Annotated in this window: 17 protein-coding genes and 1 tRNA gene; 7 read left to right on the top strand and 11 right to left on the bottom strand. The window is 62.9% G+C overall.

Annotated features, from left to right (window positions below; genetic code table 11):
- Positions 1-4: 4 nt before the first annotated feature.
- A complete protein-coding gene (gene proB, locus AC0L2X_RS06000; RefSeq protein ID WP_473561859.1) occupies positions 5-1,159 on the bottom strand; it encodes a glutamate 5-kinase in 1,155 nt (384 codons plus the stop codon).
- Positions 1,160-1,161: 2 nt separating this feature from the next.
- Positions 1,162-2,193, bottom strand: coding sequence for a GTPase ObgE (obgE, locus tag AC0L2X_RS05995; RefSeq protein WP_352465645.1), 1,032 nt, complete (start codon positions 2,191-2,193; stop codon positions 1,162-1,164).
- 172 nt (positions 2,194-2,365) lie between these two features.
- Here obgE and AC0L2X_RS05990 point away from each other — a divergent pair, with 172 nt between their 5' ends.
- Positions 2,366-3,235 (top strand): endonuclease/exonuclease/phosphatase family protein, encoded by an 870-nt coding sequence (locus tag AC0L2X_RS05990; protein WP_473561858.1) that lies wholly within the window; start codon positions 2,366-2,368, stop codon positions 3,233-3,235.
- Positions 3,236-3,407: 172 nt separating this feature from the next.
- On the opposite strand, the gene AC0L2X_RS05985 is transcribed toward AC0L2X_RS05990, so the two are convergent.
- From AC0L2X_RS05985 to AC0L2X_RS05975, 3 genes are all read right to left on the bottom strand, one after another.
- Entirely contained in the window at positions 3,408-3,995 is a 588-nt protein-coding gene (locus AC0L2X_RS05985; protein ID WP_473558450.1) for a GNAT family N-acetyltransferase, read from the bottom strand.
- A 117-nt stretch (positions 3,996-4,112) separates the two neighbouring features.
- Positions 4,113-4,382 carry a 50S ribosomal protein L27 gene (gene rpmA / locus AC0L2X_RS05980; RefSeq protein WP_023678077.1) on the bottom strand — a complete coding sequence of 90 codons (270 nt, stop codon included), beginning with the start codon at positions 4,380-4,382 and terminating at the stop codon, positions 4,113-4,115.
- Between the two features lie 97 nt (positions 4,383-4,479).
- Positions 4,480-5,157: a 50S ribosomal protein L21 gene (locus AC0L2X_RS05975; protein WP_473558448.1), complete on the bottom strand. Its 678-nt coding sequence runs from the start codon at positions 5,155-5,157 to the stop codon at positions 4,480-4,482.
- A 338-nt stretch (positions 5,158-5,495) separates the two neighbouring features.
- Here AC0L2X_RS05975 and AC0L2X_RS05970 point away from each other — a divergent pair.
- From AC0L2X_RS05970 to AC0L2X_RS05945, 6 genes are all read left to right on the top strand, one after another.
- Positions 5,496-5,585, top strand: a tRNA-Ser gene (locus tag AC0L2X_RS05970).
- Between the two features lie 263 nt (positions 5,586-5,848).
- Positions 5,849-6,487: a DUF1326 domain-containing protein gene (locus AC0L2X_RS05965; RefSeq protein WP_023719685.1), complete on the top strand. Its 639-nt coding sequence runs from the start codon at positions 5,849-5,851 to the stop codon at positions 6,485-6,487.
- 60 nt (positions 6,488-6,547) lie between these two features.
- Complete coding sequence (locus tag AC0L2X_RS05960; protein WP_473558445.1) at positions 6,548-7,357, top strand: DUF2182 domain-containing protein; 810 nt, start codon at positions 6,548-6,550, stop codon at positions 7,355-7,357.
- Positions 7,358-8,030: 673 nt separating this feature from the next.
- Positions 8,031-8,948 (top strand): alpha/beta fold hydrolase, encoded by a 918-nt coding sequence (locus AC0L2X_RS05955; protein WP_473558443.1) that lies wholly within the window; start codon positions 8,031-8,033, stop codon positions 8,946-8,948.
- 173 nt (positions 8,949-9,121) lie between these two features.
- On the top strand, positions 9,122-9,376 hold the full coding sequence (locus AC0L2X_RS05950) for a hypothetical protein (protein WP_473599403.1): 255 nt from the start codon (positions 9,122-9,124) through the stop codon (positions 9,374-9,376).
- Between the two features lie 688 nt (positions 9,377-10,064).
- Entirely contained in the window at positions 10,065-10,796 is a 732-nt protein-coding gene (locus tag AC0L2X_RS05945) for a hypothetical protein (RefSeq protein WP_473558438.1), read from the top strand.
- A 2-nt stretch (positions 10,797-10,798) separates the two neighbouring features.
- Here the strand turns inward: AC0L2X_RS05945 and recQ are convergent, their stop codons facing one another.
- The 6 genes from recQ to AC0L2X_RS05915 form a co-directional block, all read right to left on the bottom strand.
- Positions 10,799-12,628 carry a DNA helicase RecQ gene (gene recQ / locus AC0L2X_RS05940; protein WP_473599402.1) on the bottom strand — a complete coding sequence of 610 codons (1,830 nt, stop codon included), beginning with the start codon at positions 12,626-12,628 and terminating at the stop codon, positions 10,799-10,801.
- Positions 12,629-12,988: 360 nt separating this feature from the next.
- Positions 12,989-13,327 carry a cupin domain-containing protein gene (locus AC0L2X_RS05935; RefSeq protein WP_352489193.1) on the bottom strand — a complete coding sequence of 113 codons (339 nt, stop codon included), beginning with the start codon at positions 13,325-13,327 and terminating at the stop codon, positions 12,989-12,991.
- 23 nt (positions 13,328-13,350) lie between these two features.
- The gene (kduD, locus tag AC0L2X_RS05930) at positions 13,351-14,118 is read right to left on the bottom strand and encodes a 2-dehydro-3-deoxy-D-gluconate 5-dehydrogenase KduD (RefSeq protein ID WP_473599401.1); all 768 of its coding nucleotides are present in this window, start codon (positions 14,116-14,118) and stop codon (positions 13,351-13,353) included.
- Positions 14,115-14,972, bottom strand: coding sequence for a 5-dehydro-4-deoxy-D-glucuronate isomerase (gene kduI, locus AC0L2X_RS05925; RefSeq protein WP_473599400.1), 858 nt, complete (start codon positions 14,970-14,972; stop codon positions 14,115-14,117). The genes kduD and kduI overlap by 4 nt, the downstream gene beginning before the upstream one ends.
- Before the next feature lie 28 nt (positions 14,973-15,000).
- Entirely contained in the window at positions 15,001-15,777 is a 777-nt protein-coding gene (locus tag AC0L2X_RS05920; RefSeq protein ID WP_352489190.1) for a FadR/GntR family transcriptional regulator, read from the bottom strand.
- Between the two features lie 10 nt (positions 15,778-15,787).
- A complete protein-coding gene (locus AC0L2X_RS05915; RefSeq protein ID WP_352489189.1) occupies positions 15,788-17,068 on the bottom strand; it encodes a TRAP transporter large permease in 1,281 nt (426 codons plus the stop codon).
- Position 17,069: the final 1 nt, after the last annotated feature.

The following is a 17,069-nucleotide window of genomic DNA, read 5'->3' as shown; positions in this document are numbered from 1 at the left end:
TCCGCTATGTAACCTGGTCACCGACTACTTGCTCGCCACCGGCATGGCTCACCACAAGGTCGTCGCGGTGGATCATCGCCGAACGCGCCTCGTAGCCGAGCACGGTTTCGATCTCGGTCGTCTTCAGGCCAGCGATCCTTACGGCATCGGCCGCATCATAGGCAACCAGTCCGCGCGCAATCTCGCGGCCCTCGGGCGACAGGATCGCCACCGTGTCGCCACGCGCAAAATTGCCGCTGACCAGTTTGACACCGGCCGGCAGCAGCGACTTGCCGGAGAGCAGCGCGCCGATGGCGCCGGCATCGACGGTCAGCCGCCCCGCCGGTTCGAGCTGCCCGGCGATCCAGGTCTTGTAACCTTTGACCGGGCTGCTGCTCGGCCGGAAGAAGGTGGCGCGCTCGCCGCGCTCGATTGCCAGCAGCGGCGACAGCCGCGTGCCTGATGTGATGATCATGGCGGTGCCGGCGGCGGTTGCAATCTTGCCGGCATCGAGCTTGGTGCGCATGCCGCCGCGCGACAATTCCGAAGCGGCGGCACCCGCCATCGCCTCGATGTCGGGGGTGATGCGGTCGACGATCGGAATGAACCGAGCTTGCGGGTCACGCGCAGGCGGTGCCGTGTAGAGCCCGTCAATGTCGGAGAGCAGCACCAGGAGATCGGCGCCCATCATGGTGGCAACGCGCGCTGCCAGCCGGTCGTTATCGCCATAACGGATTTCCGATGTCGCCACCGTGTCGTTCTCGTTGATGACCGGCACCGCCTTCATCTTGAGCAGCGTCGAGATCGTCGCCCGCGCGTTGAGGTAGCGGCGGCGCTCTTCGGTGTCGCCGAGCGTCAGCAGGATCTGGCCCGATTTCAGGCCATTCTTGCCGAGCGCATCCGACCAGGCGCCGGCCAATGCGATCTGCCCGACGGCAGCAGCGGCCTGGCTCTCCTCGAGCTTCAGCGCTCGTTTGCCGAGGCCGAGGATGGTGCGGCCAAGTGCAATCGCCCCGGAAGACACGACGAGAATTTCGGCGCCGCCATTGGCCAGCACGGCGATGTCGTCGGCAAGCGAGGCCAGCCAGTCGCGTTTCAGGCCCGCCGTGCGGTCGACAAGCAGCGCCGAGCCGATCTTGACGGCAATGCGCCGATAATTTTTCAGCGATTGCGTGGCCATGGCTATGTGTTCCAGCGCGTCTCGACCGGCGCAGCGACAGCTTCGCGCGCATCGGCCACCACAGCCATCAGCGCGCGCAACACCGCCTCGACGCCTTCGCCGGTGACCGCCGAAAGCAGCATCGGCGCGCGGCCGGCGGCGCGTTTCAGCGAGGCGGCTTTCGTCTTGCGCGCGGCGGCATCGAGTATGTCGACTTGGGAAAGCGCGACGATCTCGACCTTGTCGGTCAGCCCGTTGCCGTAGGCGTCGAGTTCGGCGCGCACGGTCTTGTAGGCCTTGGCCGGATTTTCTTCCTGCGCCGAGACAAGATGAAGAAGGACACGCGTGCGTTCGACATGGCCGAGGAAGCGGTCGCCGATGCCGACACCTTCATGTGCGCCTTCGATCAGGCCGGGAATGTCGGCGATGACGAATTCGCGCCCGTCGATGCGGGCAACGCCAAGGCCCGGATGCAGCGTGGTGAAGGGATAGTCGGCGATCTTCGGCTTGGCCGCTGTGACCGCCGCCAGGAAGGTCGACTTGCCGGCGTTGGGCAGCCCGACAAGGCCGGCATCGGCGATCAGCTTCAGCCTGAGCCAGATATTGAGCTCTTCGCCCGGCAGTCCGGGATTGGCGCGGCGCGGCGCCTGGTTGGTCGAGGTCTTGAAATGCTGGTTGCCGAAGCCGCCATTGCCGCCCTTGGCCAAAAGAAAGCGCTGGCCGACGACCGTCAGATCGCAGATCAGCGTCTCATTGTCCTCGGCAAAGACCTGTGTTCCGGCCGGCACTTTCAGCGTCACGTCGGCACCCTTGGCGCCGGTCATGTTGCGACCCATGCCGTGCGTCCCGGTCTTGGCCTTGAAATGCTGCTGGTAGCGATAGTCGATCAGCGTGTTCAGCCCATCGACCGCCTCGACCCAGACATCGCCGCCGCGGCCGCCATCGCCGCCGTCCGGGCCGCCGAACTCGATGAACTTTTCGCGTCGGAACGACACCGAACCGGCGCCGCCGTCGCCGGAGCGGATGTAGACCTTGGCTTGATCGAGAAATTTCATCGGATTGTATGGTTTCTGTTATTGGCTTTGCGGGATTGCTCTAAACCAAGGCGGGTCGAAGGGCGAGGGCCGTTTTTGCTACTGTAACGTCGCACGTATCTCTGGACGCGTAGCATTTGGTTGACCCCCTTGCCGAAAATCGATCCTCGGCTTCCAAGCGCGAGATGTCGGAATGAAGCTGGTAACTTACAATATCCACTACGGCGTCGGTCTCGACGGCCGCTACGATGTCGGCCGTATCGCCGATGCCGTGCGCGGCGCCGACGTGATCGCGCTGCAGGAGGTCACTCGCGCCAACCCGAAGAATGGCGGCCGCGACATGGTGGCCGAGCTCGGCGAGGCGCTGCCCGACTATTTTGCCGTCTACGGCAGCAATTTCGAGGCCGACGCCGGCTCGCGCCTGCAGAACGGCCGCGCCATCACGACCACCTTCCAGCTCGGCAACATGGTGCTGTCTAGCACGCCGATCCATCTGTCGCGCAATCTCCTTTTGCCGCGCAGCCGCAGTTTCGAGGCGATGAACTTCCAGCGCGGCGCGCTGGAGGCGCTGATCGAAACGCCGCTTGGTCCGATCCGCTTCTATTCCACCCATCTCGACCACCGCAGCCCGGTTGAACGCCTGAGCCAAATCCGCTTTCTGCGCCAGCGCCTGTTGAACTACCCGCTCGAGGGCGGCGGGCTCTCCGGCGTCGCCGAGATCGGCTTGCCGGAGCTGCCTTGTCCCGATGGCTTCGTCGTCATGGGCGACTTCAACATGCTCGCCGGATCGCCGGAACACGTCGAACTCGCCGGCCAGCCTGACCATGAATTCGGCATGCCGGTGACCGCCGACCTCGCCGTCGATGCCGCCTTGCGCCTCGGCGCTGCCGGCGCCGATCTCGTCACCTGGGTCGACCCCAAACGGCCGGGCGATACCAGTCGCTACAAGCGCATCGACTACATCTTCACCAGCGCTTCGCTTGCCAAATCGCTGAGGCGCCTGTGGGTCGACCGGCAAGTGGCCGGTTCGGATCACTCGCCGGTCTGGGTCGAGATAGCGTGACGTCAACGTTGGTCCGCAATCTTTCGCGCCGAGGTGTGTCGAGATTCAGGTCAGGCCGTGCCGAGAGTGGTGGCTTCCGAGAACCGGAGCGGAGCGTACTTAAAGTACGTGAGCACCGGAAGCGCAGGAAGCCGCCATTCGCAGGCCGGCATCACCTGAACATTGGCATGCCTCAAAAATGCACCCAGTTCCGCAGGCTGGTCCAGGTCTTGCGGTCGAGGCGGTAGCGCTCGACCGGCACCTGGCCGGCAACGATCGAATTCAGCATGCCCTGGCCGGCATACTGGAAGCCGCATTTGTGGATGACCCGGCGCGAGGCCGGATTGATAACCCGCGTCGAGGCGTGCAGCACCTGGATCGTGGTTCTCTGGAAGGCAAGGTCGACCAGTGCGTGCGCTGCTTCCGTCGCATAGCCGCGTTTCCAGTACGGCTCGCCGATCCAGTAGCCGAGCTCCAGCCCACGATCCGTAGTGTTGAGCCCGGCACAGCCGACGAAGGTCTCGGTGCCGGCCAGCGTCAACGCATAGGCGATTCCGTGCCGGCGCGATGCCGTCATGGCCAGGAAAGCGCGTGCCTCCGCCTCGCCATAGGGATGCGGCATGCGAGCCAGCATTTCCGCGACATGGCGGTTGTCGGCGAGCGCCACCAATTGCTCGATGTCGCTTTCACGCGGGGCACGCATGACCAGCCGCTCGGTCGCGAGCACCGGACAATCTATCGTGTAACTTTCGTCGTCTGTCGCTTCCGCTTCGGCAACCATGTCAAAGTCCTCCAGGCAAGAAAAAAGGGAGATGGAAACCCATCTCCCCTGATCCTTTTCCTGGCTTGGCCAGACACCGGTCCCGAGATGGGTGCCGGTGTTCTCGTGCGGAACCGGCTACTCCGCTGCCTTCGTCATCGGGTTCACCGATACGTAGGTTCGGCCATTGGCTTTTTTGTTGAAGGTGACTGCGCCAGCTTCGAGCGCAAACAGCGTGTGGTCCGTGCCAATGCCGACATTGGTGCCGGGATGCCACGTCGTGCCACGCTGACGAATGATGATGTTGCCCGGAATCACGGCTTCGCCGCCGAACTTCTTCACGCCGAGCCGCTTGGAATGGGAGTCGCGACCATTGCGCGACGATCCGCCAGCTTTCTTGTGTGCCATCTAACTACTCCGATGCGCCGCGAGGCGCCTAAACGATCTTATGAACGCGTTCGCGTTCCGTTTCAAGTCCGATCCGGCGACGATTGCGCCGTTCGTTCTACTTCTTCGCCAATTCCTTGGCCTGCTCGCGCCAGTCCTTGATCTGGTCGGCGCTGAACGGCATGTGCTCGTCGATCTTGGCGACATCCTTGTCGGACAGCTTGGCGATCTGGGCGAAGGTGGTGATGCCCTGTTCGTTGAGCTGGCCGGCCGCGACCGGGCCGATGCCCTTGATCGCCGTCAGGTCATCCGGCTCGCCCTTCGGCGCCTTGAACAACGGCGCGGCGGCTTCGGCAGCCTTGTCCTCGGTCGTCTCGGCCTTGGCTTCCTTCTTCGGCGCAGCCTCTGCCTTCGCTTCGGCCTTTGGCGCGGCTTCTGCCTTCACTTCGGTCTTGGCGGCGGCCTTCTTCGCCGGCTTGGCGCCGCCCAGCAGGATTTCGGCGATCCTGACAGTGGTCAAAAGCTGGCGATGGCCGATCTTGCGGCGGGAATTCTGCCGGCGACGCTTCTTGAATGCGATGACGGTGCGGTTCTTGCCCTGCTCGACGACTTCGGCGGTGACCATCGCACCATCGACGAACGGCGCGCCGAACGTGACGTTCTCGCCCTCGCCATGCGCGAGCACATTACCGATTTCGACGATGTCGCCGACATTGGCTTCGAGTTTTTCGATCTTCAGGAGATCGTTGGCGGCAACGCGATACTGCTTGCCGCCCGTTTTGATGACTGCGAACATTTTTTGCCTTTCGCTGTTCGGTCGGCCTTGATGAACCGCTTCAGGCGGTTCGGCCGTCTTTTTGTCAGTCTGCGGGTTCAAAAAACAAGCGGCGCGGAAGATCCCTCCACGCCGATTGCGCGCTGTCCCTAACCGAAGGTTCGGCTTGAGTCAAGGCAAGCGCCGCGGGCAAGCGGCGAGTGAGTTGAGCCCAGTCCGGCAAATATCGAACAGCGGCTACCGGAACCTTGAAGAAAGCACGAACGGGAACCTGCGGCGCCGGGGCAGATTGGCCCTTGTAACCTGCCGGTCCAGCCGTTATCTAGTGCGCCGCGCCGGCAACGGCGGACCATGACCGCGGAGAGGTGGCAGAGTGGTCGAATGCACCGCACTCGAAATGCGGCATGGGTGCAAGCCCATCGGGGGTTCGAATCCCTCCCTCTCCGCCACTGATAATTTTTGATTTTACCTGCCGAACTCAGCCGTAAACGCTCGTGACGGCGCGAAGCTCAATTGCAGTCCTGTGACGATTCTACTGGAACAGAGGGTGAGCGCAAAGCTGCTGGGTTCTGTTGCGAGCAGTTGCTGATCAAAACGCGGTGACTTGTTTCTGGGGCGGCAAGTCCACCAAAATCAGCGAGCGATGCACTAACTGCTGGAGTGTGCCCCGCCTTCGACGTATAAATGGCGCTACATTCCGGGAGGAAGAGCCATGAATGCAGTGCCTCAATGGCGGCTCGCAGGCGACTGGTTCGACATCTGCAGCTGCGATATCCCTTGCCCTTGCGAGTTCGCCCAGCGGCCGACCGGCAACCATTGCCAGGGCGTGCTCGCCTGGCATGTACGCGAGGGTCAGTATGGCGACGTGAAGCTCGACGGCCTGTCGCTGGTGGCGCTCGGCGAGTTCGAAGGCAATCTATGGGCCGGCGAGGCAAAGGCCGTGATGGGCATGTACCTCGACGAGAAGGCGAACGAGCGGCAACGTGAAGCCCTGCAAGCGATCTTCGGCGGGCAGGCCGGCGGCTGGCCGGCGGGTTTTGCCGCCAACATCGGCGAGATGCGTGGCATGGAGTTCGTGCCGATCACTTTCGAGGTGGCGGGCGACCTTGCCACCTGGCGGGTCGAGATTCCTGGCCTCGTCGTCGGGCATGCGGAAGCGCTTTCAGGTCCCACAACACCACCCGGCAAGCGGGTGCAGACGATCAACCCGCCGGGCTCGGAGGTCGGCCCGGGCCAGGTTGCCACCTGGGGGCGTTCGGTCGAGGTGAGCACCAAAGGCTTCGGGCTCGACTGGACGGGCACGGCCCGCTCGAGCAAACACATTCCGTTCGACTGGACCGGCCCGAACTAGGGCGTGCCGATGCCTGACGCGTTTCCCGGGAAATCGTGGCGGCTCCGGAATTTGCGTGGCATGCCGCTCGGTCTGCTCGCATCGCTCGTCGGGCTGACTGCAGCGGCGTGGGCGCTCACCCTCTATCAGACCTTCAGCATGGATATGCCTATGGGCATTGCGGTGCGCGGCGGGATGGAGGGTATGGAAGGCATGGCCGGCATGGCGATGGCCGGAATTGCCGCCGACGGCTGGTCACTCGCCGGCGCCGCCGCCTTTCTTGCTGTATGGACGGTGATGATGGCTGCTATGATGCTGCCGGCGGCCGCGCCCATGATCTTTATGTTCGCGGCGGCGCAGGCTAGGCGCGAACAGCACGTCGCCATTCCGGCGTGGATATTCGTCGCGGGCTACCTGCTCGTCTGGGCGGCGGCGGGCCTGCTCGTGTATGTCCTGGTCCAGCTCGGAAGCGAGTTTGCGGCGAGCCTCGATCCGCCTCAGCGTTCGAAATGGGCGCCGCTCGCGCTCGGCATCACGCTTGGCGTCGCCGGACTCTACCAATTCACGACCCTCAAGCACATTTGCCTCAGCCATTGCCGTTCGCCGCTCGCTTTCGTTGCGCAGCATTGGCGCGACGGGCGGGTTGGCGCGCTCGAGATGGGGCTGCGGCACGGACTCTATTGCTTTGGTTGCTGCTGGGCTCTGTTTGCCGTGCTGGTCGCGGTGGGCATCATGAGCGTCGCCTGGATGCTGCTGTTGACGCTGGTCGTCTTCGTCGAGAAGCTGCTGCAGCGCGGCCGGCGCTTCGAAGTTGCTTTGGGCATTGCGCTGATGGCCCTCGGGATCGCTGTATCGTTCGGCGCGATCGAGATGCCTTGGATGAGCGGCTAGCCCCCAGCCGGGTGGTGAAATTCCGAACACATCGGTCTCATTTTCAGTCCGTAGGAGCAAGCGTGGGCCGCAATTCAAAAGCGCCGGGTGTTTGTCGACCGAGGTAGCCGTCCCACTTCGGAGGCGGCGACACCCTCCGACCGACCGGATCATCGCAATCGCCGCGCGGCTCTGGGCGTTTGCACCGACTGCGCTATCTCCCCATCGTTAGCCTTGTTCTATCGCTGGTTGAAGATCGGGAGGTTTCCATGGATCGGCGACTATTTTTGACTGGAATGTTTGGCATTGCCGGGGCTGCGGCCCTTGCAAGCACAGTTCGGCCAATCAACGCAGTGGCCGGCGTTCCAACTGCCAGAAGCGGCATTCTCGATGAACTCGAGGCGCCGGATGTCGAGACCTTCGACGACGAAACTCAAGCAGAGTTGCAACCAGTCTATCATCGCCGGTGGCACCGGCCGCGTCGCCGCCGCCGGCGCGCTTGGCGAAGGGTCTGTCGCGTTTACTGGCGAAACGGCTATCGGCGCAGGCGGTGCTTCCGCAGGCGCGTTTGGGTCTGGTTTCGATTCTAGCAACTGACCGGCTTGAGCCCTGGCCATCGCGGCCGGGGTTTTCGCCTCAGGCGGCCGTTTGCGCCCTTAGGGAGCTTTCCTAAGGGGCGCGGAGGAGGCTGACGGTGTTTGCAGGTTTCAGAGCCACCAGCTTACGACTGGACGATACGACCATTTTCGCAAGGGTCGGCGGCGCCGGTCCGCCGCTGCTGCTTCTTCACGGCTTTCCAGAAACGCATCTGATGTGGAGGGATATCGCCGCAGCCTTGGCGCCCCGCTTCACGGTGGTCGCTGCCGACCTTCGAGGCTACGGACGAAGCGGATGCCCGGTTTCGTCTGCCGATCATAGCCCATACGCCAAGCGCCCCATGGCCGGCGACATGGTTCAAGCCATGAAGCAACTGGGGTTTGAGCGATTCATGGTTGCCGGGCATGATCGTGGCGGGCGGGTTGCCTATCGCCTGGCGCTCGACCATCCCGACAAAGTCCTCAAAATCGCCGCCCTCGACATCATCCCCACCGCCGCAACATGGGATCGGGCCGATGCCAGACTGGCACTCGGCTTTTGGCCCTGGAGCCTTCTTGCTCAGCCGGAGCCCCTGCCGGAGCGTCTGATAGGCGCGGCTCCCGATGCCGTCGTCGACGATGCGATGACGCAGTGGGGATCGTCGGCGAAAATGGTCTCCAAAGAGGTCAGGAACGCCTATGTTGATGCGCTTCGCGATCCCGCGCATATTCATGCCATCTGCGAAGAATATCGCGCCGCTGCGACGATCGATCGTGAACATGACGCGCTGGACCAGGCAAACGGTCGTCGCATCGAGTTTCCGCTACTGGCGCTATGGAGTGGCGAAGGCGCCCTGGAGAACTGGTATGCGCAAGAAGGCGGGCCGCTGGCCATCTGGAGGAAATGGGCCGACAGAGTGGAAGGACGCGCTGTCCAAGGCGGGCACTTTTTCCCGGAAGAGCACCCCGAAAAGATCGCAGCGGTTCTCTCGGAATTCTTCGAAGACAAGCAGGACGGTCGGCACGGAGTGTTGTAGAGGTCACATGCTTCAGTTACGCGGAACCTCGGGAGTGCTTCGCGGCCCGAGATCGAGAACCCTCCGAAATCCGCCCGTCCGGCATCAACGTGCTTGATAAGGGAATGAAGGCGATCTCCACGGCCACGCCTATGATGTGCAGCCTGATGTTTGTCGGAAGTTGCGCATCGCCTTTGCCGGCATCCTTTGATGCTGCGAAATACGACAAGATGAGTTGCGTCGAGATCAACGTGGCGATAGGCGCGGTCGCCGACGAAATGTCGGCAACGGCCATTGCTCGCGGCAAAGTCGTCCACACCAACATTCCGGGCTGGCTGTTGGGAGGACAGCGTGTCGCCGCGACCGTCGCTGCCCGCCAGAGTGCGAAGATCGAGCGCTTGCGGCAGCAGGAGGCGGCGATTGCGGCGGCGAGACGAAGCAGGTGCTGATTGCGGCGCCGGAGTGAGAGCCTGCGAGGCGAAGGCAGAATCGATGTCACAGCGCGCGGCATTGAGCCGAGGCTCGAAAGGCTCCATGAATTCGGTCACCTCACAGTCACGGCTTCGGTCTCGGCGACACGGCCAAACCGAGGAAAACGACAACGGCCTGATTGATGCGCAGGATGCACGTGTGGCTGCATCTTTGAATGTGTCTGAGCTTCCAAGAAATGCCCAGCCGCGTTTCATAATTAAGGTCTCCAGATGACTGATGAAGAACTCGATTCGGCATACGAAGAGCTTGCCCGCGCAATCGAAACGGCGGCTAAAAAGGCATCTCCCATCGTGCTATCGGCGCCCAACGATGGACGCGCCAGTTGGGCCCATATACCCGAGGCGCTAGTTGGCCCCGTAATAGAGCTGGTGGCTTCTCCCATGACGCGACGAGCATTTATCTGGTTGATCGTGCTATACATGGGCTAATGCGGACGAAATTGCATTTAGCCTCAGGCGGATTGCTCAAACGAAGCAATCTACGGTTGTCACCGTTCAGGCTGTACGAGGCCTAGGACTCGAAAGCGTAATCGATCTCGGTGCCGGCCTCACCATTGAACCTGCGGAGGCTCTGGCCAAGACCGACGCCTGGTTTTGGGCCTTTGCCTCGTTTGACGATCGTCAGCTTCTTTTTACGGAGCGTCCGATGGCTGCGATTGTCGTTCGCGAACTGGATCGCAGAGTGATCTTCGATGGCCCGCCGTCCGACTTTCCAACCTCACCGGAAGACCCTGCCGAAATACTGATCAAGAGGGCAATTCAGGCACTGATCGTAGGTGGCGGCGCAGCACCTGGGCTGGATGCTCGCTATGTCTACTTCGACGACTCTGGATGGCCCCACATGACAGGTGGCAGCATGGTATCCGTAGGCTCAGGTGTTAAACCAACCGTTACCTTGGGCATAGAACGCGCGGCGCAGGTAGCCGCTGTAATGAAGGCGATGGCTAGACCTTCTGAACCGGTAATAGTTCGAGCCATTGAGCGACTTGCATCGGCCCGGGGTCGATCCGATCAGGTCGAGAAGGTGACAGATCTTGGCGTTTGCCTGGAGATGCTGTTGATGCACGACGGCAGCGGCGACAACAGCGAGATTACCTTCAAGATTGCTCAGCGTGCCGCTTGGTTGTTGGGGCGTGACGCCGCCGATCGTTCGCGGATATTTAGTTTAGTTCGAGATGCCTACAAGCTTCGGTCTGCAGCCGTCCATACGGGCTCACTCAAAGAGCCCAAGTCAGCAGACGGTTGGAACGCCCGGGCCGCCACCCTTCGGTCAACCGAGGAGCTGTGCGCACAGCTTATTGTTACACTGCTGGATGGCTGGCCAGATTGGCAAGCCGTAGTTCTTCAACTGCACCAGACGGCGGCTCCAGGGCCCTAAGACTAACCGGACTGATGCGCAGCGATCGCGCCGAGGAATATCTCGCCGAAATCCTTGAGCTTGGCGGCGCCGACGCCGTTGACCGCGGCGAAGGCGTCCAGATCACGCGGGCAGCGTTCGGCCATATCGATCAGTGTACGATCCGAAAAGATCACGAAGGCCGGGACCTGGCGTTCGCGGGCAAGACGCAGCCGTACCGCCTTGAGCGCGGCCAGCAGCGCCGAATCCAGACCTTCCGTGCCTGCTGCGGTATCCTGTACGGTCCGTATCTTGCCTCGCGATGACTGGCGCGCGTCCACGCGATACCGGAACGAAGCCTCGCCCCGAGCCAGCGCACGGCCCTTCTCGGCAATGGCGAGGCCGCCATGGCCGGCTGAGTCCAATGTCAGAAACCCTCCCGCGACGAGCTGGCGGACCAGTGACAGCCACACGTTTTTCTTGTGCGCCACACCGGTGCCGAAGCTGGCAAGCCTGTGGTGGTTCCTGTCTAGAACCTTCTCGGTCTCATGGCCGAGCAGGACATCGACGACATGGGCGGCGCCAAAGCGCTCGCCGGTCTGTGCGATCGCCGCCAGGATGATCCGCGCCTCCGCCTCGCCATCCGCATGCGGCGCCTGGTCGAGGCAGTTGTCGCAATTGCCGCAAGGCGAAGCACTTTCGCCGAAATAGCCAAGCAGGATCTGACGGCGGCACTGCGTCGTCTCGCAATAGCCGATCAGCGTATCGAGCCGGCCATGCGCGCGCCTTTTGTGCTCAGCCGGCGCGTCCTCGTCTTCGATGAAAAGCCGGCGCATGCGGATATCGCCGAGACCGAAGAGCATATGTGCCTCGGCCGCCCGCCCGTCGCGGCCCGCCCGCCCGATTTCCTGATAATAGGCCTCAAGACTGCCCGGCAGGTCGGTGTGGAAGACATAGGCGACATCCGGCTTGTCGATCCCCATGCCGAAGGCGATGGTCGCCACCATCACCACGCCGGACAAGGTCATGAAAGCGTTTTGATTCGCTTCACGCGCGTCCTTGCTCATGCCGGCATGATAGGCGAGCGCGCGTACGCCGTTCCGCTCGAGGAACGCCGCCATCTCTTCGGTCTTTTTGCGCGACAGGCAATAGACGATCCCGCTGCGGCCCGCATGGCGCTGCACGAAGCCTAGCAACTGGCGCTTGCTGTCCTGCTTGGGCTCAATGCTTAACTTGATGTTCGGCCGGTCGAAGCCGAGCACCACGGTATCGACGCGCCCGTCGAACAGTTGCGCGGCAATGTCGGTGCGCGTCGTCTCGTCCGCCGTCGCCGTCAGCGCAATGATCGGCACATCGGGGAAGATGCCGCGCAGCCGTGACAATTCTTCGTATTCGCGCCGGAACGCCGGTCCCCATTGCGAGATGCAATGTGCCTCGTCGATGGCGAGCAGCCGGACATCGAGCTTGATCAACGCCTCGAGCATTCGCACCGTCATGAGCCGCTCCGGTGCAAGGTAGAGCAGGCGCGTCTGGCCTGCCGCGACGCGGCGCCATGCAGCGACATTGGCATCGCGGTCGAGTGAGGAATTGATCGTATCGGCCGCCACGCCCGCAAGGCGCAATGCGGCGACCTGATCCTGCATCAGGGCCACTAGCGGCGAAACGACAATGGTGAGCCCGCCCAGCACCAGCGCCGGGACCTGGTAGCAGAGCGATTTGCCGGCGCCGGTCGGCATGACAGCCAGCACATGGCGCCCGGCCAGCAGCGCCTCCATCACAGCCGCCTGGCCGAGACGAAAATCATCGAAGCCGAATACATCCTTCAGGACGCGCCGCTTGGAATCCTCCGGCGGGATGCTCGCTGCTGCCTGCATTACAGAACTTTCGCGGACACGGCCTGCCGAAATTTCCCGGCGAATCGCCAGGTGATTGCCTGGACAGCAGATTCGAACATTTATCGACCCCTCCGGTCCTCCTCGGCACCGCCTGAAGCGAACCTCTCTCTCATTGGCCGATATCAGACCGTCGTTCCAGCCCCTATTCGCTTTGGCTGTGAATATCGCGCCGCCTCGGAGCGGTTAATCCTATCTTCACCATCATTCGGCAGGTTCAGGTTCTGCGGTGATGTTTTGAGTACCGCGGCGCCACAAGCGCCCAGGCAACACGCCCGCGTCTCTCCGGAGGCGCGGGTTTTTCGTTCCGAGAACCGGCTGCCTGATCTTCGGGCCAGCGGCTCAGTCGAGGAAATCGGCGCGGTGCGGCGTAAAACTGTCGACCAGTCGTCCCGCCTCCAGCGCCGTGACGCCATGGACAAGGTTGGACGGAACGATGAAGCTGCTTCCGGCCTCCAGGATCTCGGTCCTGCCGTCGATGGTGACCTCGAAGCGGCCCTCGGCGACGTAGCTCGCCTGGACATGCGGGTGCGAATGCAGCGCGCCGACGCCGCCCTTGTCGAAACCGAACTCGACCATCATCAGTTCATCGGTGTGCAGGAGCACGCGCCGGCGGTTGCCGTCGGGCGTCGGCGTCCACGCACCCTCGCCGGCATGCGAGAAGATTTTGGTTCCGGTCATCGCCAAACTCTCATTTTTGTTGTTCATCGCGCCAGCCAGCCGCCATCCACCGGCACCACCGCGCCATGCATGTAGTTCGACGCCGGCGCCAGCAGGAAGACGGCTGCGTCGCCGATGTCCTCCGGCGCGCCCCAGCGCCCGGCCGGAATGCGCGCCAGGATCGACGCGCTGCGGTCGGGATCGGCGCGCAGCGCCTCGGTGTTGTTGGTCTCGACATAGCCGGGCGCAATGCCGTTGACGTTGATGCCCTTTGCCGCCCATTCGCATGCCAGCAGCCGGGTAATGCCGAGCACGCCATGTTTGGAGGCGGTGTAGGAGGCCACGCGGATGCCGCCCTGAAAACTCAGCACCGAAGCGATGTTGACGATCTTGCCGCGCCGCGCCGGATCGGCGAGCACGCGCCTGGCAAAGCGCTGGCTGAGGAAGAATACCGTCTTCAGATTGACACCGATGACGTCGTCCCAGTCGGCTTCGGTCAGTTCGACCGCATCGGCACGCCGGATAATGCCGGCATTGTTAACCAGGCCGTCGAGCGGCCCGGTGTCGTCCCAGACGCGGTCAAGCATCGCCTGGGCGGCTGCATCATCGCCAAGATCGCAGCGGACGGCCTCGAAGCGGCCGCCGGCCGCTGCAATCTTCTCCGCGGTCTCGTCCATCGCCGAGCGGCCGACCCCGACCACCGCGCCGCCGGCGCGCGTGATCGACACGGCGATGCCCTGGCCGATGCCGGTATTGGCGCCGGTGACGAGGATGCGCTTGCCGGCAAGGCTGAAGGCCGAGAGATCGCTCACTTGAGCTCCTCCACCGCCACCAGGTCGACATCGGTATAGTCGACATTGTCGCCAGCCATCGCCCAGATGAAGGCGTAGTTCGAGGTGCCGGCGCCCGAATGGATCGACCATCCCGGCGACAGCACCGCCTCCTCGTTGCGCATGACGAGATGGCGCGTTTCGTCCGGCTCGCCCATGAAATGAAACACCCGCGCCGCCTCCGGCAGGTCGAAATAGAGATAGGCTTCCATGCGCCGGTCATGCACATGGCATGGCATGGTGTTCCAGACCGAACCGGAGGCAAGCTGGGTCATGCCGACGACAAGCTGACAAGTCTTTACACCATCGGCATGGATGAACTGGAAGATCGAGCGCTCGTTGGAGGTTGCCTGGCTGCCGAGATCGAGCCGCTTGGCATCGCCGATGCGGATCAGCCGGTTGGGATGGCTCTGATGCGCCGGCGCGCTGAGCAGGTAGAATTTAGCCGGCTCAGCCAGATTGATCGCAGCGAACGATGCCTCATCAGTGCCCATGCCGAGATAGAGCATATCGCGCGCCTGCAACTCATAGGATTGACCGCCGGCTGTCACAATGCCCGCGCCGCCGATGTTGACGATGATCATCTCACGGCGATCGAGAAAATTCTTCGTCCCGGTCGGTTTGATCGCCTGCAGCGGCAGCGGTGTGCCGGCGGGCATAGCGCCGCCGACGATCATGCGGTCGTAATGGGTGTAGGTCAGGCTGATGCGGCCGGGCTGGAACAAGTCCTCGATCAGGAAATTGTGACGCAGTTCGTCCGTTCCCATGGCTGCGGCAGAAACAGGATCGATGGCGAAGCGGGAGGTGAAATCCGTATGATTGTCAGTGTGATTCATTGCTGTCCCATGGGGCTGCCTCAATTGCTTATTCGGTTGCCGCGGCCTTGACCGAGTCGGCATAAAAAACCTGGCGCGCGTGCAGGCGCTCGCGATAGCGCTGCTGGCTGGCACCGAGATGCGCGCGCATCGCCTCCCGGGCCGCCTCGGCATCGCCTGCCGAGATGGCATTGAGGATCACCAGATGCTCACGCTGCAGGCCGCGCTGATAGGCGTCCGATTGGGCGATCTCGGTCGACCAGGGCGAGGTCACGTCGCAAGGAATGGCGCGTCGGCCGAGCACGTCGAGCATCTCGACATAAAATGGATTGTTGGTGGCGCTGGCGATTGCGCGGTGGAAGGCAAGGTCGGCCGGTCCCGTCGGCTCGCTATTGAGGAGCAGCCGCTCGAATTCAAAGAAGGCTTCCTGGATCGCCGCTTCCTGCGCGGCGTTGCGGCGGATGGCCGCGAGCCCGGCGGATTCGATCTCGATCGCCAATCTGACTTCGAGCACGTTGAGGGCGATCGAGTCCTTGCTGCCCATCTCCGCTGCCAGAGCACCGAACGCTGTCGAGATATGCTCGGTGACGAAGACGCCGGCGCCTTGGCGTGGTTCGACCAGGCCGTCCGCGGCAAGCTTGGCCAGCGCCTCGCGTATCACGGTGCGGCTGACCCCGAAGGTTTCAGTCAGCTGACCCTCTGTCGGCAGCTTTTGCCCCGGCTGGATCTCGCCCGCCTGCAACTGCTTGCGGATCGCCGCGACGACCGTTTCCGAAAGCTTCGGTCTTCGTTCGACGCGGAGCCCGACTGCGGTATCCGAGGCCATGTCGCACCCCCTATTTGAAGACGCTCGGCAGCCATAGCGAAATGGCCGGAATGTAAGTGACGAGCGCCAGCACCACGAGACCTGCCGCATAGAACGGCCAGATCGAGCGCATCGATTCCCAGACGGATATCTTGCCCACTGCACACGCCACGAACTGCACTGCGCCCACCGGCGGCGTGTTCAGTCCGATGCCGAAATTGAGGATCATGATGACGCCGAAATGCACCGGATCGACGCCGTAGGCCTGCGCCACGGGCAGGAAGATCGGCGTGCAAATGATGATCGTCGGCCCCATGTCCATGAACGTGCCGAGGAACAGCATCAAGAGGTTGAGCAGGAGAAGCACGACCAGCGGATCGTCCGAGATCGCGTTCATGGAGGCTATCAACGCTGCCGGCACTTTCAGGAAGGCCATCAGCCACGAGAACGCCGCCGCCATGCCGATGATGAGCAGCACCATGGCCGTGGTGCGCACGGCGCCATGGGTGGCATGAACGAACCCTTCCCAGGTCATCTGCCGGTAAACGAAGACGGTCACGAGCAACGCATAGATGACGGCGATACAGGAACTCTCGGTGGCGGTGAAGACGCCCGATCGCACGCCGCCGAAGATGATCGCGATCAGCAGCAGGCCGGGCACCGCAACGGCGAAAAGATGCGCGACGGCGGCGAAGCCCGGAAACGCCTCGGTCGGATAGCCGCGGGAGCGCGCCACGATATAGGCGGTGACCATCAGCGACAGGGCCAGTAGCAGGCCCGGGATGATACCGGCCGTGAACAGATCGGCGATGGAGATCTTTCCGCCTGCCGAGATCGAGTAGATGATCATGTTGTGCGACGGCGGCAGCAGCAGCGCAATCAGCGCCGCCATCGACGTGACGTTGACGGCGTAGTCCGCTCCATATCCACGCGCCTTCATCTGCGGGATCATCAGGCCGCCGACCGCCGCTGCCTCCGCAACCGCCGAGCCGGAAATGCCGCCGAACAGTGTAGCGGTGGCGATATTGACCTGGCCGAGGCCGCCGCGCAAATGGCCGACGAGCGAGCCGGCGAAGGCAACGATCTTGCTGGCGATGCCGCCGCGCACCATCAAGTCGCCGGCGTAGATGAAAAACGGAATGGCCAGCAGCGAAAAGACGCTCATGCCGGAATTCAGGCGCTGGAATACGATGAGCGGCGGCAGGCCCATATAGAGGACGGTGGCAAGACTTGCGACGCCGAGGCAGAAAGCGATCGGCGTGCCGATAAGCATCAGCAGGGTGAAGACGCCGAAGAGAATCCACAGTTCCATG

It is taken from the genome of Mesorhizobium sp. WSM4828 (assembly GCF_055811175.1).
This window is presented reverse-complemented; position numbering and strand designations above follow the sequence as displayed.

Coding starts and splice junctions, on each gene's coding strand:
- AC0L2X_RS05965 (WP_023719685.1), top strand. CDS start 5,849: ATGAATGCAGTGCCTCAATGGCGGCTCGCAGGCGACTGGTTCGACATC.
- AC0L2X_RS05915 (WP_352489189.1), bottom strand. CDS start 17,068: ATGGAACTGTGGATTCTCTTCGGCGTCTTCACCCTGCTGATGCTTATC.
- obgE (WP_352465645.1), bottom strand. CDS start 2,193: ATGAAATTTCTCGATCAAGCCAAGGTCTACATCCGCTCCGGCGACGGC.
- proB (WP_473561859.1), bottom strand. CDS start 1,159: ATGGCCACGCAATCGCTGAAAAATTATCGGCGCATTGCCGTCAAGATC.
- recQ (WP_473599402.1), bottom strand. CDS start 12,628: ATGCAGGCAGCAGCGAGCATCCCGCCGGAGGATTCCAAGCGGCGCGTC.
- kduI (WP_473599400.1), bottom strand. CDS start 14,972: ATGAATCACACTGACAATCATACGGATTTCACCTCCCGCTTCGCCATC.
- AC0L2X_RS05975 (WP_473558448.1), bottom strand. CDS start 5,157: ATGTTCGCAGTCATCAAAACGGGCGGCAAGCAGTATCGCGTTGCCGCC.
- AC0L2X_RS05945 (WP_473558438.1), top strand. CDS start 10,065: ATGGCTGCGATTGTCGTTCGCGAACTGGATCGCAGAGTGATCTTCGAT.
- AC0L2X_RS05985 (WP_473558450.1), bottom strand. CDS start 3,995: ATGGTTGCCGAAGCGGAAGCGACAGACGACGAAAGTTACACGATAGAT.
- AC0L2X_RS05935 (WP_352489193.1), bottom strand. CDS start 13,327: ATGACCGGAACCAAAATCTTCTCGCATGCCGGCGAGGGTGCGTGGACG.
- AC0L2X_RS05920 (WP_352489190.1), bottom strand. CDS start 15,777: ATGGCCTCGGATACCGCAGTCGGGCTCCGCGTCGAACGAAGACCGAAG.
- AC0L2X_RS05960 (WP_473558445.1), top strand. CDS start 6,548: ATGCCGCTCGGTCTGCTCGCATCGCTCGTCGGGCTGACTGCAGCGGCG.
- AC0L2X_RS05990 (WP_473561858.1), top strand. CDS start 2,366: ATGAAGCTGGTAACTTACAATATCCACTACGGCGTCGGTCTCGACGGC.
- rpmA (WP_023678077.1), bottom strand. CDS start 4,382: ATGGCACACAAGAAAGCTGGCGGATCGTCGCGCAATGGTCGCGACTCC.